Here is a 20,035-nt window from a genome sequence, read left to right on the forward strand (position 1 = left end):
CGTGTCACTGTCAGGGCTGACCGAGCGGATCGATCACCACCTTGGCCTCGATCTCCCGCACCCGCTTGGTGTCCTGGTCGAGGACGTCCTGGTCGGGGGTGGAGAGCAGCACCCAGCCGAGCGTGGTGAAGAGGTCTTCGGTCTTGGGCACCCGGGAGCCGTTGGGGTAGCGGCAGGCCAGCTTCTGGAACGAGGCCAGCTCACGCGCCGCGTCGAGCACCTCGGCATTGCTCATGGTGCCGCTGTTCGCGGCGGAGAGCCACACCACCCGGGTGGGCCGCACGATCTCGAATCCGGGGGTGAAGACGGAGTCCAGATGGTGCCGCACGGTGCGGTCGATCTGCGAGTCTCCGGTCGCGAGCCGCGCGGCCTGCTGCGCACAGCCGCCGTCGAGGCGTGCCGCGATCTCGATCAGCCGGGGCCCGTCGTCCGTCAGCATGATCTCGGTGTGTGTGCATCCCGTACGGATGCCAACCGCATCGGCGACCTGGCGCGTGTAGGACTCCAGGACGCCGACCCGCGGATCGTCCGGCAGAAGGTAGTCCTCCGCGTCGTAGACCCCGATGCGGTTCCCCCTGGTCGACTTGGTGTACTGGACCACCGCCACCAGTCCCATCTCCCCGTTGACGGAGTAGGTGTCCACGACGAACTCGGTTCCTGAGGCGAACTCCTGAATCAGAATGCTGTCGTTGGTGAGGTCGAACATGTTGATGGAGCCCAGCAGTTGCCGGAAGGAGGGCCGCCAGTCCTCGCCGGTCTCCACCTTGTGCACCCCGTCGGTCCCGCCGCTGCACCGGGGCTTGAGCACCAGCGCCCGTCCCTCCAGGCCGTTCTCTCTCAGCCAGTCGGCCGCCTCCTCCTCGCTCGCGGTGGCGAACGTGCGAAGGTGCGGAACGCCCGCGCGTGCCACGGCCTGGGCCATGGGCCACTTGTCGCGGCGTGCGGCGGAAAGCTCGGGTATGTTCCCCGTCCCGGGTGTCAGCTCCTCGATCAGCGCGTCCACGAGCCTGACCGCGGACTCGTTGCCGGGTATGACGGCGACCGGATCATAGCCGCGCACGATTCCGGCGAGCTTCGCGAAGTCGCCGTCGTGGAAGTGCGTCGAGGAGAAGTTCTCCGGCTTCCAGCCGTGCAGATACGATTTCAGAGGTGCCGGTGTGCTGAGCACGGCCACCGGTTCGATGTCCCGCGCCCGAAAGGCGTTGGCGTACTCGGCGGCCTCGGAATAGGGGTCGACCAGGACTACATGGCGTGGCATCGGTTTGCTTCCCCTTCTGCGATTGTTCCCGCCGCTTGCACGGCCTTCCGTTGTGCGGTCTTCCGTTGCACAGCTTTCCGTTGTGCGGCCTTCCGTTGTACGGATACGGCGCCCGTCCTAAGTTCCCGTACGGATCTCCGCATCGGCGCTTCCCGCATCGCCGATCTCACCGCTCTTGTCCCCGCTCCCCTTGCCGTTGTCGTTGTCGTTGTCCTTGCCGTCGTCCTCGCCCTTGTCCTTGTCCGCCGTCTCGGCCGCCGGACGCACCCCGCCCCATGCGGCGGCTCCGGCGATCACCCCCACGATCCCGCAGCCGATCCAGAGCCCTTCCTGGAAGCGGTTCCAGATCATCACTCCGATGAACGGGCCGATCGCGCTGCCCAGTCCGTACAGTGCGTTCGAGGCCCCCAGATAGCGTCCCCGCAGTCCGGGCGGGCCCGCCTGCGCGGGGTAGGCGAAGAACAGGGACGGATAGCCGATGATCTCGCCGAGCGACCAGACGAGAGTGGCGATCACGAGTGCGGCCAGGCCCCAGGGCAGGGCGTACATGCTCATGCCGATGCCGGTCAGCAGGACACCGGTGATCACGGCTGTGCGGATCTTCCAGCGCTGTACCACCCTGGCGACGAGGAGTTCGCAGGCGATGACGAGAATGCCGTTCAGCGCGATCATCGCCGCATAGACCTCGACGCCCATGTCGAGGTGCTTCACGGTCAGCGGCAGAGCCGAGATGTGCTGGATGTAGATCACGGAGCTGACGAACATCGCCAGCAGGAACAGCAGATAGCGGCGGTCGGCCAGCACCGCAAGATACGAGGCCCTGGGCGCGTCCCCGCCGTCACCCGCGCCGGCCTCCACCGACCCGGTCGTGTCCGGTGCGACACGGTGCGGCAGGGTGGTCGCGGCGACCGTGCAGAAGATCGCCACGGCCAGTGCCTCGCCCCAGAACAGGAAGTCCCAGGAGACCTTGACGAGCACGGCGCCCAGCAGGGGTGCGGCCGTCGTGCCGAGGTTGATCGCCAACCGGCCCATGGCGAAGATCATGACGTGGCGCTCGGTGGGGGTGAGGTGGCTGATCACGCTGGTGGAGGCGGGCTGGTAGGCCATGCCGGCCGCACCGCTGACGCCGATGACCAGGAGGATCGCCCCGTAGTTGTCCAGATAGAGGACGCAGGGGAGCAGCACGGCCGACCCCAGCAATGTGGACACCATCGTCAGCCGCGGTCCGAGCCTGTCGGACATCCAGCCCCCGACCAGCGTCCCGAGCACAGCTCCCGCGCCGTACACACCGAGCGCCGCACCTGCCTGGGTGTCGGAGAAGCCGCGATGGGTCAGGTACAGCACCATGAAGACCTGCACGAAGCCGCCCAGCCGGTTGATCATGGTGCCGGCCAGCAGGGACTTCACAGCTGTAGGGGACTCGCGCCAGACCTGCCGCACTCCCGCGTGCTGCTTCCCGGCCCCGTCCGACGCTTTCGTCGCGTTGTTCTGTGCCATGCAGCTCACTGTGCGGAAGGAGCTGTGGGAGCAACAGTGGCAGCACTGACGAGGAACCTCGAATTCCTGCCACCACCGTACGGCGCGCCCGGTCGGCCCGCGGGAGCGGGAGCAGGGCGTGCAGCCATTCACCGTGACGAACTGCCTGCCCAAAGGCGAAGCTTGTCAAGGAGTGGGCGCGGTCACGATGTCGATGTCTTGAATCGGGCCACCCAACTGCGGGCACCGAGTGGCCTGTTGAGAGGCTGCCGCGGCCCGGGCGCACCGTCGGAGGCCCCCGCCGATCATTGTTCCTCAAGATTGCCGGCGGTGATACCAGGACGATCCAGCCATAGGACCAGAGTCCTATGGCGTGACCGAAACCGCCTGTCTACTATGGCCCTCATCCGGTCGAATTTAGCGTGATCGGCAACAATTTAGCCACATCACCTGAGTGATTCAACTATGCATCATGTTCACCGTATTGTCCAGAGACCGGAATTCCAAGTTCAGTGTATGAAGGCGGGGGTCGGGCTGTGGAATCGTTCGGGTGGGGCGGAAATGCGCCAGAGCAGGAACGAATAATCAACTGGCAGGCTCCGCCGCTGAAATTCGGTGTCGGCGCCACCCGGGAGATCGGCCACGAGTTACGCAAGTCCGGTATCACATCGATCCTGTTGGTGACCGACCCCGTCCTGGCCGGTCTCGGTCTGCCCTCCCGCGTCGCCAAGCAGATCGAGCAGGAAGGGATCTCGGTCGCGCTGTTCGACCGAGCCCGGGTGGAACCCACCGACGAGAGCTGCGCCGAGGCGGCCCGTGAACTGGCAGCCCTCCAGGTGGACGGCTACGTCGGACTCGGCGGCGGCAGCTCGATCGACACCGCCAAGATGCTGAACCTGCTGCTGAGTTACCCCGGCCGCCCGGTACGCGACTACCTCAACGCCCCGATCGGCGCCGGATCCCCGATTCCCGGCCCGCTCAAGCCGCTGGTCGCGGTGCCCACCACGGCCGGCAGCGGCAGCGAGTGCACCGCCATGGTCGCCCTCGGCGTCACAGGCCTGAACGTGAAGACCGGGATCAGCGACCGGCGGCTGCTGCCCTCCCTGGCGCTGGTGGACCCTGCGAACACCCTGACACTGCCCCCGGCGGTCACCGCCTCGTCCGGGTACGACGTCCTGACGCACGCCTGCGAGTCGTACACCGCACGCGCCTACGACCGGCGCCCGCCCTATCCCACACCGGCGGACCGCCCCCTGTATATCGGCGCCAACCCGATCAGCGACGTATGGGCGGAGCAGGCGCTGGTACTGGTGGGCCGCTACCTCAGGCGGGCCGTGCTCAACCCCGCCGATCTGGAGGCCCGTACGGGGATGAGCCGGGCCGCGAGCTTCGCGGGCATGGGATTCGGCAATGCCGGAACCCACATTCCGCATGCCTGCGCCTACCCCATAGCCGGGCTGGTCCGCGAGTACCGGCCGGACGGATACGACGTCGACCACGCCATGGTCCCGCACGGAGCAGCGGTCGTCTCCACCGCGGCGGCGGCGTTCGAGTTCACCTATCCGACCTCTCCGGAACGCCACCTGCGCGCCGCGGAGTTACTCGGAGCAAACCTCAACGGAGTGACCACGGCCAACGGTTCGGATGTGCTTCCGGCGACGCTGCTGAACATCGTGGCGGACACCGGAGGGCCCGCCGGTCTGGAGGACTTCGGCTACCGCGCCAAGGACGTACGCGCACTCGTCGAGGGCGCGCTCAAGCAGCAGCGGCTGCTGGTGTGCTGCCCGCGTGACGTCGTATCGCGCGATCTCGAAAGGGTGATCGTCGGCTCGATGACGCGCTGACGGCGAAACAACGCTCCCACCCCCATGTCAAGGATCTGGATATATCCGTGAGTGAAGCAGGTTTACCCGAACACGCGGCTGTCATCGCGGGGAAGAGGGTGCCCACCCGGCGGTGGATCGACGTCCTCGATCCGTCGAACGCCCGCCCCTTCGCACGTGTCGCCCGGTGCGGCCCGACCGAGGTCCAGTCGGCCGTGGCAGCGGCCCGGCAGGCGTACGAGACGGTCTGGCGGTTCACGACACCGGTGGAGCGCTCCCGGGTCTGCCGGCGCATCGCCGACGCCGTGCGCGGCGAGCGCGAGGAACTGGCCCGGCTGGAGACCCTCGACACCGGCAAGCCGATCAGCCAGTCACTGACGGACGCCGACGTCGCCGCCCGGTACTTCGACTTCTACGCCAACGCGGTGGAGTCCCTCGGCGGTGAAACGATCCAGCAGCGGCCGGACCGACTGGCCTTCACGCTGCGCGAACCGTACGGCGTGTGCGGGCACATCATCCCGTGGAACTACCCGCTGCAGATCGCCGCCAGGACCGTGGCCCCGGCCCTCGCCGCGGGAAACTGCTGTGTTCTCAAGCCCGCCGAGGACGCGCCGCTGACCTCGCTCCGCCTCGCCGACCTCGCCGAAGGGGCGGGACTCCCGGCAGGTGTCCTGAACGTCGTGCCGGGCTACGGAGCGGAAGCCGGAGCCGCGCTCGCCGCGCACCCCGACGTGGACCGCATCGCTTTCACCGGCTCGCGGGAGGTCGGCGAGGCCGTCATGGCCGCGGCCGCGCGGAACATCGTGCCGGTCACGCTGGAACTGGGCGGCAAGTCACCGCACTTGGTGCTCCCCGACTACGACGCCGTACGGGCGGTGCCGCAGATCGTGGCGGCGATCACGGAGCACGCCGGGCAGAACTGCAGCGCCGGCAGCCGCCTGCTCGTCCACCGGTCCGTGCACGACGAACTGGTGGCCGCCCTCGCGGAGAGGTTCCGCGCCCTGCGCATCGGCCCGGGCATCGACGATCCCGACATGGGGCCGCTGATCTCCGCGAAACAGCGCGCGAGGGTCCTGGACCACCTGGCCGAGGGCCGCCGGGACACCGAGGTCGTCGTCGGCGGCGGAGTGCCCGAAGGGGAGGCGTACGCAGCGGGCTTCTACGTGGAACCCACCATCCTCGACCAGGTGGCCCCCCGGCACCGGGTCTTCAACGAGGAGATCTTCGGCCCGGTCCTGTGCGTGTCGGTCTTCGACACTCTGGAGGAGGCGGTCGCACTGGCGGAACACACCACGTACGGGCTGGCCGCCGGAGTCTGGACGTCCGACGTGACCACGGCCCATTGGCTCGCCGGGCGGCTGAGGGTGGGCCAGGTATTCGTGAACGACTACGGCGCGGCCGGCGGAGTCGAGTTGCCCTTCGGCGGCTACCGGCGCTCCGGAATCGGCGTGGAGAAAGGGCTGGAGGCGCTGCGCGAATACACGCGGTGCAAGACGGTGGCGATCCACACGCGGATTTCTGCCTGACCCGTCGCCCCGCCCCACCCGCACCGTCCCCCGAGTCCTGCGGAGAAGCCCGAGCTTTGCACCGGAGCCCGAGCGTTACGGAGAAGCGCGATTCGATCCACCCATATCGGCGGAGGGAATTCATCGCATGTCACGTGTTGCGCGAGGGCCCGTTGCGGAGTTGAGATATCAGTGGTGCTGCGAGTTCTGCGGAGCGCCGTCGCGGCCCGTGGCGGCCCTGATGGAAGCGGTCGCCAACGTGTACCAGGCGCTCGGCGAGGCACAGGACGCGCTCGCAGCCCAGGAGCAATTGATAGCGAACTTACGGGCGTCCACGGGACCGTCCCCCTCCGAGGGGGTCCTCGCGGCCCGGGCGGCGCTCGACCTCCTGACGGCCCGCGAGCGCCAGATTCTGGTGCTCGTCTCCCAGGGCAATTCCAATCGCCGCGTCGCCAGGGCGCTCGGAATTTCCGAGAAGACGGTGAAGAACCACCTGTCCGCGGTCTTCACCAAGGTGGGTGTATCCGACCGCACACAAGCCGTCGTATTGGGAATCCGCAGTGGGATCGTCTCGCTCGATGAGCCCTTCAACGATGCGACAGCGCCCATGAGTTCGCGGGCAGGACTCCGCACCGATTCAGGACCATGCTGAGAGTATGAGGGCCGATCCAGCCATGGAACAGTGTGAAGACTGTCAGAACCCCTCGCATTACTGCCACATTGGGTCCCATGCTGAAGAACGTAGCCGCGGTCCTGCTCGAGAACGTTCATCCCTTCGAGCTGGGCGTCATATGCGAAGTGTTCGGGATCGATCGACGGGAGGAGGGGCTGCCCGCGTACGACTTCGCGCTCGTCGCCGCGGAGTCCTCGTCGGTGCGGGCGGTGCCCGGGTTCACCATCAGCACGCCCTACGGTCTCGACCGGCTGGCGGACGCCGACCTCATCGCCATCCCGGTCGGGGACGACTTCCACACCAGGGACTTCCCGCCCGCCCTTCTGGAGGCCCTGCGCCAGGCGGTGGCCCGCGGGGTCCGGGTGGTGAGCGTCTGCGTCGGCGCCTTCGTCCTGGGCGCCGCCGGCCTGCTCGACGGACGGCGCTGCACCACGCACTGGCGGTACGCCGAAGCGCTCGCCGCGCGCTACCCCAAGGCCCGGGTCGAACCGGGAGTGCTCTACGTGGACGAGGACCCGATCCTCACCTCGGCCGGTACGTCGGCGGGCATCGACGCCTGCCTCCATCTGGTGCGCAAGCTCCAGGGCAGCGACGTCGCCAACGCCATCGCCCGGCGCATGGTGGTGCCCCCGCACCGGGAGGGCGGCCAGGCCCAGTACATCGAGCGACCGGTCGCGCACTGCGGGGAGGACGGCGTACGCGAGGTGCTGGTCTGGGCCGAGAAGCATCTGGACCAGGAGATCAGCGTCGAACAGCTGTCGGCACGCGCCTGCATGTCGCCACGCACCTTCGCCCGCCGCTTCCGGACGGAGACCGGGACCACCCCCTACCGCTGGCTGCTGGCGCAGCGGGTGCTGAGCGCCCAGCGGCTGCTGGAGAACACCGACGAGACGATGGAGATGATCGCGGACCGTACGGGATTCGCCAACGCGGCGGCCCTGCGCCACCAGTTCGTGCGGTCCCTGAACACCACCCCCAACGCGTACCGACGTGCCTTCCGGGGGCGGTTCTCCGACACCACCAGGCAATGAGCCCCGCGTGGGGCCCGACAGGAGGACGTGCATGCTGCGCATCGCGGTAGTGGGGGCCACCGGAGCGGTGGGCCGGGAGTGCCTGGTCCTGCTCGACGGCGGGATGGTGCCGGTGGAACGGGTGGTGCCCGTCGGCTCGGCGCGCAGCCTCGGCCGGGACCTGGGTGACGAACTGGGGCTGTCGCTGCCCCTGGCGGAGCTGGTGACGCTCGACGGCCTGGACCCCCGGGGCCTGGACGTCGCCGTCTTCTCCGCGGGCGCGGAGATCAGCGCCCGCGAGGCGGAGCGGCTGGCCTCGGCCGGGGTACTGGTCGTCGACAACAGTTCCCACTTCCGGATGCGCCCCGACGTCCCCCTCGTCGTACCCCAGGTCAACCCCGGCGTGCTCGACGACCGGCCGGGACCGAACCTCGTGTCCAACCCCAACTGCTCGACCATCCAGCTGGTGCGCGCCCTGAAACCGCTGCACGAACTGGCGGGCCTGGCGGACGTCGTGGTGGCCACCTACCAGGCGGCGTCCGGCGGCGGAGTGCGCGGCCTGCGGGAACTGGCCGAGGGGTCCAGGGCCATCCTGGACGACCCCCGCGCGCAAGGCGCCCCCGGCGGGCGCTTCGGACAGCCGCTGTCCTTCAACCTCGTCCCCGAGATAGGACTTCAGGACGACACCGGGCTCACCCACGAGGAGCGCAAGCTCGTCCGCGAACCGCGCAGGATCCTCGGCCTGCCGGACCTGCGGGTGAGCGCCACCGCGGTACGGGTGCCGGTCTTCGACTGCCACTCCGAGGCCGTGCACGTCAGGCTGCGGGAGCCGGTCACGACCGGGTCCGTCGAGGCAGCCCTGGCCGCGACACCCGGGCTACGGGCCTACGGCCGGTCGCAGAGCCCCTCGTACCCCATGCCCCGTGCGGTCTTCGCCCGGCCGGAGGACCGCGCCCTGGTCCACGTCGGGCGCATCCGCGTCGAGCCGGAGGACGACAGGGCGGTGGCCCTCTGGGTGGTCGCCGACAACCTGTGGGTGGGGGCGGCGCTCAACGCGCTCCAGATCGTGCAACTCGCCCTGAAAAACGGGTGGCTCGGATGACGGCCGGCCGCCCGCCCGAAGGGCCTCCGCTGGTTCTGAAGTTCGGTGGCTCGGCCTTCGCCGACCTCGACGGCTACCACCTCGTGGCCCGGTACGCGGTGCGCCGCGTCACCGATGAGAAGCGCCCGCTGGTCGTGGTGGCGAGCGCGATGTCCGGGACGACGGGCAGGCTCCAGCAGACCTTGGACGCCCTGGTCGACGCCCCGCCCGCGGACGCCGCCGCGATGCTGCTGACCACCGGCGAAACGGTGAGCGTCGCCCTGCTGGCCGCCGCGCTCGACGCCGAGGGCGTGATGGCCCGCCCCCTCCAGGCGGCGGGCACCGGGCTCCTCGCCGAGGGACCGGACGACCGGGCGGGACTCGTCTCGGCCGGCCCCGGGACGCTGGCCGAGGCCCTGGCCGACTGTCCGGTCGCGGTCGTCCCCGGTGGCCAGGCGGTCGACGCGGACGGGCGGACGGTCATGCTGGGCCGTAACAGCTCGGACCTCTCGGCGGTGGCGGTGGCCGCCGCGCTGGGCGCCGGCACCTGCGAACTCTTCTCCGACGTGCCCGGCGTGTGCACCGCCGACCCCTATCTGGTCCCGGAGGCCCGCACCCTCTCCCGGATCAGTTACGAGGGTGTGCGCCGGATGTCCCGGCACGGAGCCAAGGTCGTCCACGAGGGCGCCGTGGACTGGGCAGAGCGCGAAGGAGTGCGGCTGCTGTGCCGGCCGTTCCCCTGGTGCGAGGGCCCGGACAGCGGGACCGCCGTGGGTACGGGCCCGGAGGCGGCCGCGGTCGTCGTACACAAGAACAGCGACGTGTGGTGCTTCAGGTCCGGGCCGGAACGCCGGGCGGTGGCGGGACAGTTGTGGGCCGAGGGCCTGGCCGTCGCGGAGTTCGACACCGCGGGCGAGGCATGTCTGACGGTGCCGACCGGAGCGCGGGGCGTGGCCCGGCACCTGCGGGCCGCGCACCGCCTCGACGACCTGTGCCTGATCACCACGCTGTGGCCGGACGGCAGGACGGAGCACACCGTGGTACCGCACCCCGAGGCCGCTGCCGAAGCCCGCCGGTGCCACGCCCTGTTGTACCCGGACCCCGAGGGAACCCGTGGACCGCCCGTCCCCCCACCGGCCAAGGCCCGCTCCCCGCACAGCGACGTCCTGGTCGGCCCGGCCCGGCCGTTGCCCACCGAGAACAGGCAGCTGAACTGACCGGGCTGGGACGGCTGCCGCGCACGACGGCGTCTCTCATGCCTTCGGCGGCCTGGCGCGACGACCCGCGGTCATGCCTCAGGCCCTGCCCGATGGGACACCGGCAATCTGCCCGGGATCCGTCGGGCACTGCCTAATCAACGATCCGGACGTGCTCTGCCCGCAGGTCGTCTCCGTCGTCGCCCACGACCACGTATGTGACCCTGAGACCTTCGGTGAGGAAGGTGCCGTCTTCCAGAGCCGCCTGTGCGACGCGCGATTCGCGGCCGTCGTCACCCGTGATGTACCCATATCCCTGGCCCTGGTTGTACCACTTGACATGGCCGGTGACTCGATCGCTCATACCGGTTGGCCTCCTTCGGTGTCATCGTCCGTGGCCGACGGAAGCTCCAGGAAGTCGGGCGTCCCGCACCGCGGTTACGACAGGTCTACCCCACCGTGCACGCAGTCCAAGCAGCCGAACTCCTCTTGGCCGACTCGCCGCCGACCGACCGGCCGAAGCGCGAGAAACACCAACTCGAACCTCACGAACGCGCGTTGACGGCAGGTGGTGATGTGACTTCCTTGTCGGAGGGGGGTTCCTCGTCGGACCTGGTTTCCTTGTCGGACGGGGTGGCCGGCGGCTCGGGTGCGGGGGCATTTTCGGTGTGCGGATGCCAACGCAGGGCACTGACCTTGGGTATGCGTGCCAGTCGGACGACCAGTCGTTCCAGGACCGCGGTCGCTGCGTCCGAGGTGAGCACGATGTGGACGGTTACGTCGGCGCTGCCGTCGGATTCAACGGAGTCGAGGCTCTTGATCCGGACATCGGTGTCGGCGAACATCACGACGCACAGGGCTCGCACCATGCGTTCTATGCGGGGATCGCAGACAGCCTGGAGCGTGAAGTGGACGGGTGCTGGACGGATGGGGGTCTTGGGGTGCCGGAACAGGGGGCGGGACGGAAGTTTCACGACGAATTCCGTTTCGGGCCGGGGAGTTGAACGCCGCCGTAGCCAAGGGTGGTCGACGTGTACAGCCGGGATGTACGGCTGCCGGTGGAGTGTGTGGAGGTGTGCGGCGGTTGGAGGGGGCCATCGGGCCAGGGGTCGACGGGTCGATGGCTGGTTCGTCGGCGGTGGAGAGCGCTTCCGGGGAAGGCCATGGCGGCATCTGGCGGCCGTCGGCAGGCCCGCTGACTGCTTCCACCGTCGGGACCGCACCGACACGACGCAGGCCCGCTGGATTCAAGGCGCATCGGGCATCGGGGGTGCCCCGGGGCGACGGGCGGGGAGGAACCCGCCGCCCCGGGGACGTCAGTGGCCGAGGGCGAGCTGTACGACCTTGACGACGACCAGGACCATCGCGACGAGCAGGTAGGTGCGCAGGGCGGTGAGACCAACCTTGCGGCCGGTGGAGAGGACCGGCTTCGTCAGCTCGTCAAGGGGTGGCATGCGCCAACTCTCCTTGCCGTTGCGATCGACCGGGCCGGAGCGCGCCCAGCCCTTGCGCCGGCGGCGGGTTTCGGCGTAGCCGAGGGCCAGGATGCCGGCGACGCCGCAGACGGCCATGATGTCGAGGATGGCATGGGAGGTGATGTCGGGGAAGAGGACGGAGGCGGTCAGGATGATGGACAGGGTGACCAGGACGGCGACGACGAAGGACGTGAAGATGTTCATCGCGCGGCCGTTGACCCAGGGGCCGAGGACGGCCTTGTCGTTGCAGAGCAGCAGCAGGAAGACCGACGCGGAGGGCAGCAGGACGCCGGCCAGCGTCTGGACGCCGTTGGTGATGAGGCCGAGCGGTGAGCCGGGGATGATCACGATGATCGCGGAGGTCAGGACGACGCCGGCGAAGACGGCGTAGAAGCCCTTGGCGCCGCGTACCCCGCGGTGCAGCGAGTGCTTGAGTCCGAGGACGTCGCCGAGTGCGTAGGCGGTGGACAGGGAGACGGCGGAGGCGCCGATGATCGAGGCATCGAGCAGGGCGATGGCGAACAGGACACCGGCGGTCCGGCCGGCGTATGCCGCGATGCCCTTGGCAAGACCGGCCGCGTCGTCGTAGTTGCCGAAGCCCTTGGTACCGGCGAACGCCGCGGCGGCAAAGCCGATCATGGCGGCGGCGCCGATGATCACGATGGCGATGCCGATCCACAGGTCGGCCTTCTCGTAGCGCATGAAGCGCGGGGTGATCCGCTTGTCGATGACGTACGACTGCTGGAAGAACAGCTGCCAGGGAGCGATCGTGGTGCCGACGATCGAGATGATCAGCAGCATCACCTCGGAAAGCTCGGCGTGCGGCGGCAGGCCCGGGACCACGAAGTCATGCGCCATCGTGCCGAGGGCCGGGTGGCACATGAAGTAGATCGGGACGAGTACCAGCGAGCCCACGCACAGGAACACCGCGGTGCGCTCGAACCGCCGGAAGGATCCGGTGGTCGCGGCCGCGATCACCACGGCGGCGGCGACCAGGACGCTGGCCGTCTTGGGCAGGCCGAGGTAGCCGACGGCGAGGGTGACGCCGATGAACTCGGTCACGATCGTGAGGGCGTTGAGCAGGAAGAGGTCGATGACGGAGAACGCGCCCCAGAACTTTCCGAAGCGCTCGAGGATGAGGCGGGCGTGGCCGACGCCGGTGACGGCACCGAGCCGCAGCACCATCTCCTGGTTGACGTACAGCACGGGCACGAGCAGGAAGAGCGTCCACAGCAGACTGGTGCCGTAGTTCTGCCCGGCGCGGCCGTAGGTGTCGAAGGCGCCGGCGTCGTTGTCGCCGACCATCACGATCAGGCCGGGGCCGACTATCGCCAGCAGGGTCTTGAGCTTGGCCGACAGGCCCTGGCGCGGGGCGGCGTCGTCCGCCTTGATGGTGCCGAGTGCGCCACGGATGTCACCGACGTGCGCATCGTCCAGTACAGCGGTGCGCTGCGATGGGACCGATGGTGTGGTGGTGGAGGTGGTGAGGTTGGTCATGGAAGCCTCCCAGGTCCCCCGGCGGGGGAGGTTGGGCGGCACGCAGCAGCGATCACCCCTGCGAGCGCGCAGCACAGCGACCCGGGACGGCCGGTGGCCGTACGGGTGCCAGGCATGGTGGGGGAAAGCGCAGGGGAGGTGGGTTACCGCGTACCGGAGGTCGGAGAAGACACACGGATGCGGGGCCAACTGTGGCCCGGACTACTGCAATGGCCGTCCATGTCTCTCGCCTCCTTCTGGCCGGGGCGCACGCGGGCGCCGAACGGACACGGCAAAGAGCGCACCAGTCATCCGACCGGTTCACCCCAACTCGTCAGAGCTTTGGCACTCCACGGCGTAATCCCCTTACCGGGGAAGCCACTTGGGGTCACCCCTTAGGCCGGGGAGACCTGTCCTGAACCTGGGCGTCTCTCGACGTCGTGGGGTCAGTGGCCTGTGTCCGTGAAGACGCCTCACCGAACGAGGTGCCTCACATTCATTTCTTCAAACGGCCGAAATCTTACTCTCGCACTTGCATGGTTGCGCAAGCGGTTGGCTCAACCTTGACCAAGTCTCGGGCAACGGAGCACAGTTCGCGATTGCATACCGCCAGCGTCTGCCACACAAGGGCGCCGGGGCGATCGGGGTACGCACGCGGCGACCGCCGCACCACAAGCACGTTGGAGGATCGATCAGGACAGTGCGCGGCGAACGCGAGGCCAGGCAGTCCAGACGTTCTACAGTCCATGCTTCCGTGACGCCGCCCTACTACCGCGCGCCCCTTGACACCGGAGGGGGACCCGGCGACGGTGCCCTGCCTGTGGTCCCAGGTCAGCGAGCTGATCCGCTCCTTCGACGGGACCGGCGATCGCCCCATTGCCCCCGCTCAGCCGAAGAACACCAACAGCAACGACACCACGGTGACGACAACGGCACCGACCACGAACCCTCGGATCACCCTCTGCTGCCAGGGCGCGATATAGCCACCGCGCAGCGCGTTCCCCATCCGGCCGTGCTGTTCGACCCGCCCCATCGGCGTCAGCGGATCCGTCGGGCCCTGCGGCATGCCCTCCGTCCAGTCAGGGCCCGGCTGGGGATACCGGCGACGCCACCCCTCGTCCTCCCGCCACGGCAGTGTCATCTGCTGCTCCTTGCCTCGATCCACGCGTTACGGCCAGGTCCGCATCCCGCGGACCGGCGAACTCGCGACGAGCTCGCCCCCGTCTCATCCGTTCCTCGCCTCGGCTACCCCCGCCCCGACGGACTATGTGTGCGGCGCGAAAGGTCGACGCCGGGCACTGGGCCGGACCGCTCTGGGCGGTCAGTTCAACTTCCCTACGGACGGCCGGTTCTGGTTTTCCACAGGGTGACCCACGCGGAGTCGGCCCGGCAAATCTGCCCACAGGCAGCCGGGACGTAGCATGCCCAGGCATGACGACGTTGTCCGACGAGAGCATCGACCCCTTCCACATCTGCATCCCGCAAGACGAGCTGGACGATCTGCACGAGCGTCTGGATCGCACCCGCTGGCCGGATGAACTGCCGGGAGTGGGCTGGGCATACGGGATCCCCCGGGACTACCTCAAGGAGCTCGTGCGGTACTGGCGGCACGAGTACGACTGGCGCGCCGCGGAAGCCGCGCTGAACGCGTGGCCGCAGTTCACCACCACGATCGACGGGGCAAACATCCACTTCGCCCACATCCGGTCCCCGGAACCGGATGCGACCCCGCTCATCATGACGCATGGCTGGCCGGGCTCGATCGTCGAATTCACCCAGGTCGTCGGTCCGCTCACCGACCCGCGGGCACATGGCGGCGACCCGGCCGACGCGTTCCACCTCGTGCTGCCGAGCATCCCCGGTTTCGGACTGTCCGGCCCGACGCGGGAGACCGGCTGGGAGTTCCAGCGGGTGGCTGCCGCGTTCATCGAGCTCATGGAGCGCCTCGGCTACCGGCGATACGGGGTACAGGGTGGTGACTGGGGAGCCGGCATTTCGCGGGAGATCGGCCGCATCCGGCCCGACCGGGTCATCGGCGTACACCTGAACCTGCTGCCGAACTCGGCCGCTGCACAGGTACCCGACGCGGAGGAGCTGGACACCCTGCCCCCGCACGAACGCGAGCGCACGCTGGCCTCTTGGGAACGCTTCCAGGAGTGGAGCCGGGACCGTCAGGGGTACGCGGACATCCAGGCCACCCGGCCGCAGACACTGGCGTACGGTCTGACCGACTCGCCGGTGGGGCAATTGGCCTGGATCGCCGAGAAGTTCAAGGAGTGGACCGACTCCCGGGACCGCCCGGAGGACGCCGTCGACCGCGACATGATGCTCACCAACGTGATGCTGTACTGGCTGACCGGCACGGCCGGCTCATCCGCCCGCATCTACTACGAGCGCGCGCACGCCGACTACCGGGGCACGGCGCCAGAGCCGTCGACGACGCCCACCGCGCTGGCCGACTTCCCGCGGGACAACTTCATCCCGCTGCGGCACATCGCGGACCGGACGAACAACATCGTGCAGTGGACGGAGTACGACCGGGGCGGTCACTTCCCGGCGATGGAGCAGCCGGACTTGCTGGTCGGCGACGTAAGGACGTTCTTCCGGAAACTCCGCGACACTGACCGCGAGTGACGCCGGCGGGCCCCCGAGGGGTGGTCCGTGATCGTCGGATTTCCCCCTCGCGGGAGGCTGCCGCACGGTGGTGGCCGACTGTGTCTTCGGGCCGCGCCGTCGAGGGTGGGACCTGGTGGGTCGGGGCAGGTGGGTGGTGAAGCGGGTGGGTCCGGTCACGGCTCTCGCCGACGGCACGGTGCCGTTCCCGGAATCCGACTTGCAAGTTTAGGTTTGCCTAACCTAATGTCCTGAGGCGTGTCAACGATCAAGCGACCTGCCGCCACGGCACCCCCCGTGCCCGAGGCGCGCCCTCCCGTGCAAGTGCTGCGGCGTGTACCGCTGTTCGTGGCCGGACTCGGCGCGCTGGCCGTCTGTGCCGCGCTGAGCCTTGCCCTGGGAGCCCGGTCCGTGCCGCTGTCCACCGTGCTGGACGCGTTGTCCGGGAGCACGCACGGGCGGGACGCCCTTGTGGTGACGGGACTCCGACTGCCGCGGACGGTGATCGCGCTCGCGGTCGGCGCGGCGCTCGGCGTCGCCGGCGCGGTCGTCCAGGGCATCACCCGCAACCCGCTCGCCTCGCCCGCCACGCTCGGCATCAACGCCGGCGCCGGCTTCGCCGTGGTCACCGCGATCTACGCACTGCATCTGACCCGGCCCGTCGAGTACGTCTGGTTCGCCTTCGCCGGAGCCGCCGGCGCCGCGGTGTTCGCCCAGGCGCTGGCCCGGCGGGCCGGCGACCTCGATCCGGTGCGGCTGGCGCTGGGCGGCACCGTCCTCCAGCTCGTCCTGCTGTCCTGGACCTCGACCGTCATGCTGGCAAGCAAGCGTTCGCTGGACGAGGCCCGGTTCTGGCTGGCCGGTTCGCTGGCCGAGCGCCCGCTGGCGGTGCTCTGGCCGGTGCTGCCGACGCTGCTGATCGGCCTGGTCGTCGCGCTGGCCATCACCCCGGCCCTCAACGCCCTCGCGCTGGGCGACGATTCGGCGCAGGCGCTGGGGGTGCCGGTGCCCCGGATCCGCGCGGCCGGCGGTCTGGCCGTCGTGCTGCTCGCGGCGTCCGCGGTGGCCGTGGCCGGTCCGCTCGCCTTCATCGGGCTGGCCGCCCCGCACCTGGTCCGCCAGCTGCTGCGCACCTCCGACCACCGGATCGTGGTGCCCGGCTGTCTGATCGCCGGACCGCTGCTGCTGCTCTCCGCCGACATCCTCGGGCGGCTCGTCATCCGGCCGTCCGAGCTCCAGGTCGGCATCGTCACCGCCTTCCTCGGGGCGCCCCTGCTGGCGCTGCTGGCCCGGAAGGCGGCGCGATGAGCGACATTGCGGGGAAGGAGACGGCAGAGAAGAAGGCGTTCGGGGCCTCCGCCACCCGGCGCCGGACCCCGCGGCGCCGTACCGGGCTGGTCGCGGTCGCCGGGGCCGTGGTGCTCTGCGCGCTGATCACGGTGTCGGTGGCGAACGGCGACATGCCGCTGCCGCCCCTCGACGCGGTCAGGGGCCTGTTCGGGCTGGGGGATTCGGCCACCGTTCTGGTGGTCCAGGAGTTCCGGGCCCCGCGGATGGTCGCGGCGATCGTCGCGGGGGCCGGGCTGGCGATGGGCGGTGCGCTGCTCCAGCGGCTGTTCCGCAATCCGCTCGCCTCGCCCGATGTGATGGGGGTGACCGGTGGCGCCTCGTTCGGTGCGGTGGCGATGCTGGCCGCCGGGGCGTCACAGGCGCTGATTCCGTTGGCGGCGCTCGGTGGCGGGCTGCTGGCCGCGGTGCTGCTGGGGGTGTTCGCCTGGCGCGCCGGGGTCAGTGTCACCCGGCTGGTGCTGGTCGGACTCGCCGTGCAGGCGGGGCTGTCCGCCGCGGTGACCTTCATGGTCGTCCGGTTCCCCACCGAGCTGGCCGGCTCGGCACTCCAGTGGACGACGGGCTCGGTGTACGGGCGGACCTGGACCGAAGTATGGGCCGCGGGCGGGGCGTTGGCGGTGGCCCTGGTGGCCGCCTTCGCCCTGCACCGCCGGCTGGCCGTGCTCGATCTGGGCGACGACTCGGCCGGGGCGCTCGGCCTGAACACCCACGCCGCCCGGCTACAGGTCCTGGTCGTCGCCATCGTGCTGGCCTCGCTGGCCGCCGCGCTCACCGGTCCGGTGGCCTTCGTCGCGCTGGCCGTCCCGCACCTGGTGCGGTTCCTCGCCGGCCCGCCGACCGCCGGGACGCTGGCGCTGTCCGGTCTCGCCGGTGCCGTACTGCTGCTCGCCTCCGATCTGGCGGCGCAGTACCTGCTCCCGGTCAGCGGGCTGCCGGTGGGCGTGGTCACCGCCACCCTGGGCGCGCCCTGGCTGCTGGTGCTGATGATCCGTCAAAGCAGTTCCGTCAACAGGAGTGCCCGATGACTGCCCACCCCAACCAGCTCTCCACCCACGGACTGGATCTGCGGTACGGCGAGCGGCTCATCGTCGGCGGTCTCGATCTGGTCCTGCCCGGCGGCGCGGTCACCGCGGTCGTCGGCCCCAACGCCTGTGGCAAGTCCACCCTGTTGCGGGGCCTGTCCCGGCTGCTGACGCCGGCCGCCGGCACGGTGGCACTGGACGGCGCCGACATCCACCGGATGTCCGCCAAGGCGCTGGCGCTGCGGATGGGACTGCTGCCGCAGCAGCCGGTCACCCCCGACGCGATCACCGTCGAGGCGCTGGTCCGGCTCGGCCGCTATCCGCACCAGAAGCTGCTCAGCCCCTGGTCGGCGGCGGACCAGCAGGCGGTCGAGGAGGCGCTGCGGCGCACCGGCACCGCCGAACTGCGCGACCAGCCCGTCGACCAGCTCTCCGGCGGCCAGCGCCAACGTGCCTGGATCGCCCTCGCGCTCGCGCAGGACACCGATCTGCTGCTGCTCGACGAACCCACCACGTTCCTGGACCTGCGGCACCAGCTCGATGTCCTCGACCTGGTCGCCACGCTGCACGCCGAGGCGGGCCGCACCGTGGTGATGGTGCTGCACGACCTCGGACAGGCCGCCCGCTACGCGGACCATCTCGTGGTCCTCAAGGACGGGCAGCTGGCCGCGGCCGGCGCACCGGCCGACGTCCTCGACGCGGAGCTGGTCAAGTCCGTGTTCGACGTGGACTGCCGCGTCATCCCCGACCCCGAAACCGGTACGCCCTTGGTCATCCCCAAAGCCGGCGCGCACCGGAACGCCGCCGTGTCCGCCTGATCCGACCGCCCTCGGCCTTCCGCCCTCCCCACGGGCACTCCCCCGTCCCGTCTCCGCCCCGCACTCCGCTGCCCCTCGAAGGAAGTCGAACCGCATGTTCAACAGAACCGCTCCCGGTGGTATCCGTCGGATGCCGGCCGCCCTGCTCGCCGTCGCCGTGGGCTCCGCCGCCCTGACCGCCTGCGGTGGCGGCACCTCCTCGTCCGACGACTCGGCGAAGAACGCCGGGGCGGGCTTCCCGCGCACCGTCAAGAGCGCCATGGGCGGCGAGGTGAAGATCCCGGCCAAGCCCAAGCGCGTGGTCGTCCTGGACACCGGTGAACTCGACGACGTCACCACGCTCGGCGTCAAGCCCGTCGGCGCGGTCTCCCCGCACATGAAGACCGAGGGCGGCTTCCCCACCTACCTCAAGGACGAGATCGGCGGCGTCAAGGACGTCGGTCCGCTGCTGGAGCCCAACCTCGAAAAGATCATCTCCCTCAAGCCCGACCTGATCCTGTCCTCCAGGGTCCGGCACGAGAAGATCTACGACAAGCTCAAGGAGATCGCGCCGACCGTCTTCACCGAGACCACCGGCGGCCCCTGGAAGGCCAATTTCAAGGTCCACGCCCAGGCGCTGGGCCTGGAGAAGGAGGCCGACCAGAAGCTGAAGGAGTACCAGGCGCGGGCGAAGGCGCTGGGCGAGGCGATCAGGAAGAAGTACGGCAGGATGCCGTCGGCCTCGGTCGTCCGCTTCGTCGCCGGCCCCACCCGGCTCTACCAGAAGTCCTCCTACAGCGGTGTGGTCCTCGACGACATCGGTCTGGCCCGGCCCGCGTCCCAGAGCTCCACGGACCCGAAGAAGACGATGGTCAACGTCAGCCCGGAACAGATCGACAAGGCCAACGCCGACCTGGTGTTCGTCACCGTCGCCGACACCCCGGACAAGACCCAGCAGAAGGACGTCACCTCCAACCCGGTCTGGCAGGACCTGCCCGCCGTCAAGGCCCACAAGGTCTTCACCGTGCCGGACGAGACCTGGATGTCCGGCATCGGCATCCAGGCCGCCGAGCACATGCTCGCCGACGTGGCGAAGGCCGCCGGAGTTCCGCTGCCCAAGAACTGAGCTCATTTCGCAAAGAACTGATCGCCCCTCAGGAATAGACCTCAGTCTCGGAAGAACCCATCGCCCCGCAACGGTGGCGGGCCGCCGTCCTCCCGGGCCACCGGAGCCCAAAAATGGACATGAACTTCATTTTCATTTAGCGTCGGGGCCCGGC

Annotated in this window: 17 protein-coding genes and 1 riboswitch; of the genes, 11 read left to right on the forward strand and 6 right to left on the reverse strand. The window is 69.6% G+C overall.

Annotation, left to right across the window (positions count from 1 at the left end):
- Positions 1–10: 10 nt before the first annotated feature.
- Together RZ84_RS02545 and RZ84_RS02550 are read right to left on the reverse strand one after the other, a co-directional pair.
- Positions 11–1,258 carry an ATP-grasp domain-containing protein gene (locus RZ84_RS02545; RefSeq protein WP_043262920.1) on the reverse strand — a complete coding sequence of 416 codons (1,248 nt, stop codon included), beginning with the start codon at positions 1,256–1,258 and terminating at the stop codon, positions 11–13.
- Positions 1,259–1,375: 117 nt separating this feature from the next.
- Positions 1,376–2,755 carry an MDR family MFS transporter gene (locus RZ84_RS02550; protein WP_043262921.1) on the reverse strand — a complete coding sequence of 460 codons (1,380 nt, stop codon included), beginning with the start codon at positions 2,753–2,755 and terminating at the stop codon, positions 1,376–1,378.
- 515 nt (positions 2,756–3,270) lie between these two features.
- Here RZ84_RS02550 and RZ84_RS02555 point away from each other — a divergent pair.
- From RZ84_RS02555 to RZ84_RS02580, 6 genes are all read left to right on the forward strand, one after another.
- Positions 3,271–4,578, forward strand: a complete 1,308-nt coding sequence (locus RZ84_RS02555; RefSeq protein WP_052229721.1) for a hydroxyacid-oxoacid transhydrogenase — start codon at positions 3,271–3,273, stop codon at positions 4,576–4,578.
- A gap of 47 nt (positions 4,579–4,625) precedes the next feature.
- A complete protein-coding gene (locus tag RZ84_RS02560; RefSeq protein WP_241777526.1) occupies positions 4,626–6,083 on the forward strand; it encodes an aldehyde dehydrogenase family protein in 1,458 nt (485 codons plus the stop codon).
- 208 nt (positions 6,084–6,291) lie between these two features.
- Complete coding sequence (locus tag RZ84_RS02565) at positions 6,292–6,714, forward strand: LuxR C-terminal-related transcriptional regulator (RefSeq protein WP_052229722.1); 423 nt, start codon at positions 6,292–6,294, stop codon at positions 6,712–6,714.
- A 77-nt stretch (positions 6,715–6,791) separates the two neighbouring features.
- Positions 6,792–7,766 (forward strand): GlxA family transcriptional regulator, encoded by a 975-nt coding sequence (locus RZ84_RS02570; protein ID WP_043262922.1) that lies wholly within the window; start codon positions 6,792–6,794, stop codon positions 7,764–7,766.
- Positions 7,767–7,797: 31 nt separating this feature from the next.
- Complete coding sequence (locus tag RZ84_RS02575; protein WP_043262923.1) at positions 7,798–8,847, forward strand: aspartate-semialdehyde dehydrogenase; 1,050 nt, start codon at positions 7,798–7,800, stop codon at positions 8,845–8,847.
- Positions 8,844–10,043 (forward strand): amino acid kinase family protein, encoded by a 1,200-nt coding sequence (locus RZ84_RS02580; protein ID WP_052229723.1) that lies wholly within the window; start codon positions 8,844–8,846, stop codon positions 10,041–10,043. Before RZ84_RS02575 ends, RZ84_RS02580 begins: the two co-directional genes overlap by 4 nt.
- Before the next feature lie 133 nt (positions 10,044–10,176).
- Here RZ84_RS02580 and RZ84_RS02585 read toward each other — a convergent pair whose 3' ends face one another.
- The 4 genes from RZ84_RS02585 to RZ84_RS02600 form a co-directional block, all read right to left on the reverse strand.
- A complete protein-coding gene (locus RZ84_RS02585) occupies positions 10,177–10,386 on the reverse strand; it encodes a cold shock domain-containing protein (protein WP_043262924.1) in 210 nt (69 codons plus the stop codon).
- Positions 10,387–10,567: 181 nt separating this feature from the next.
- The gene (locus RZ84_RS42450; RefSeq protein ID WP_347232725.1) at positions 10,568–11,251 is read right to left on the reverse strand and encodes a hypothetical protein; all 684 of its coding nucleotides are present in this window, start codon (positions 11,249–11,251) and stop codon (positions 10,568–10,570) included.
- A gap of 87 nt (positions 11,252–11,338) precedes the next feature.
- Complete coding sequence (locus RZ84_RS02595; RefSeq protein WP_043262926.1) at positions 11,339–12,994, reverse strand: NRAMP family divalent metal transporter; 1,656 nt, start codon at positions 12,992–12,994, stop codon at positions 11,339–11,341.
- Between the two features lie 297 nt (positions 12,995–13,291).
- A riboswitch (M-box (ykoK) riboswitch) is annotated at positions 13,292–13,465 on the reverse strand.
- A 394-nt stretch (positions 13,466–13,859) separates the two neighbouring features.
- On the reverse strand, positions 13,860–14,114 hold the full coding sequence (locus RZ84_RS02600; protein WP_043262927.1) for a hypothetical protein: 255 nt from the start codon (positions 14,112–14,114) through the stop codon (positions 13,860–13,862).
- A gap of 290 nt (positions 14,115–14,404) precedes the next feature.
- On the opposite strand from RZ84_RS02600, the gene RZ84_RS02605 reads away from it, so the two are divergent.
- The 5 genes from RZ84_RS02605 to RZ84_RS02625 all read left to right on the forward strand — a co-directional run bounded on the left by RZ84_RS02605 (position 14,405) and on the right by RZ84_RS02625 (position 19,881).
- Positions 14,405–15,607 (forward strand): epoxide hydrolase family protein, encoded by a 1,203-nt coding sequence (locus tag RZ84_RS02605; protein ID WP_043262928.1) that lies wholly within the window; start codon positions 14,405–14,407, stop codon positions 15,605–15,607.
- A gap of 276 nt (positions 15,608–15,883) precedes the next feature.
- Entirely contained in the window at positions 15,884–16,894 is a 1,011-nt protein-coding gene (locus RZ84_RS02610) for a FecCD family ABC transporter permease (protein WP_043262929.1), read from the forward strand.
- Entirely contained in the window at positions 16,891–17,961 is a 1,071-nt protein-coding gene (locus tag RZ84_RS02615) for a FecCD family ABC transporter permease (RefSeq protein WP_052229724.1), read from the forward strand. The genes RZ84_RS02610 and RZ84_RS02615 overlap by 4 nt, the downstream gene beginning before the upstream one ends.
- A complete protein-coding gene (locus RZ84_RS02620; RefSeq protein ID WP_043262930.1) occupies positions 17,958–18,776 on the forward strand; it encodes an ABC transporter ATP-binding protein in 819 nt (272 codons plus the stop codon). Before RZ84_RS02615 ends, RZ84_RS02620 begins: the two co-directional genes overlap by 4 nt.
- A gap of 94 nt (positions 18,777–18,870) precedes the next feature.
- Positions 18,871–19,881 carry an ABC transporter substrate-binding protein gene (locus RZ84_RS02625; protein WP_043262931.1) on the forward strand — a complete coding sequence of 337 codons (1,011 nt, stop codon included), beginning with the start codon at positions 18,871–18,873 and terminating at the stop codon, positions 19,879–19,881.
- Positions 19,882–20,035 lie beyond the last annotated feature (154 nt).

Origin of the sequence: Streptomyces sp. CT34, assembly GCF_000805335.1 — a bacterium.
Lineage (GTDB): Bacteria > Actinomycetota > Actinomycetes > Streptomycetales > Streptomycetaceae > Streptomyces.

Bases quoted from the DNA above. Each gene is read 5' to 3' on its own strand.
- RZ84_RS02605 (WP_043262928.1), top strand. From the start codon at position 14,405: ATGACGACGTTGTCCGACGAGAGCATCGACCCCTTCCACATCTGCATC.
- RZ84_RS02580 (WP_052229723.1), top strand. From the start codon at position 8,844: ATGACGGCCGGCCGCCCGCCCGAAGGGCCTCCGCTGGTTCTGAAGTTC.
- RZ84_RS02570 (WP_043262922.1), top strand. From the start codon at position 6,792: ATGCTGAAGAACGTAGCCGCGGTCCTGCTCGAGAACGTTCATCCCTTC.
- RZ84_RS02620 (WP_043262930.1), top strand. From the start codon at position 17,958: ATGACTGCCCACCCCAACCAGCTCTCCACCCACGGACTGGATCTGCGG.
- RZ84_RS02625 (WP_043262931.1), top strand. From the start codon at position 18,871: ATGTTCAACAGAACCGCTCCCGGTGGTATCCGTCGGATGCCGGCCGCC.
- RZ84_RS02585 (WP_043262924.1), bottom strand. From the start codon at position 10,386: ATGAGCGATCGAGTCACCGGCCATGTCAAGTGGTACAACCAGGGCCAG.
- RZ84_RS02545 (WP_043262920.1), bottom strand. From the start codon at position 1,258: ATGCCACGCCATGTAGTCCTGGTCGACCCCTATTCCGAGGCCGCCGAG.
- RZ84_RS02615 (WP_052229724.1), top strand. From the start codon at position 16,891: ATGAGCGACATTGCGGGGAAGGAGACGGCAGAGAAGAAGGCGTTCGGG.
- RZ84_RS02550 (WP_043262921.1), bottom strand. From the start codon at position 2,755: ATGGCACAGAACAACGCGACGAAAGCGTCGGACGGGGCCGGGAAGCAG.
- RZ84_RS02595 (WP_043262926.1), bottom strand. From the start codon at position 12,994: ATGACCAACCTCACCACCTCCACCACCACACCATCGGTCCCATCGCAG.
- RZ84_RS02575 (WP_043262923.1), top strand. From the start codon at position 7,798: ATGCTGCGCATCGCGGTAGTGGGGGCCACCGGAGCGGTGGGCCGGGAG.
- RZ84_RS02600 (WP_043262927.1), bottom strand. From the start codon at position 14,114: ATGACACTGCCGTGGCGGGAGGACGAGGGGTGGCGTCGCCGGTATCCC.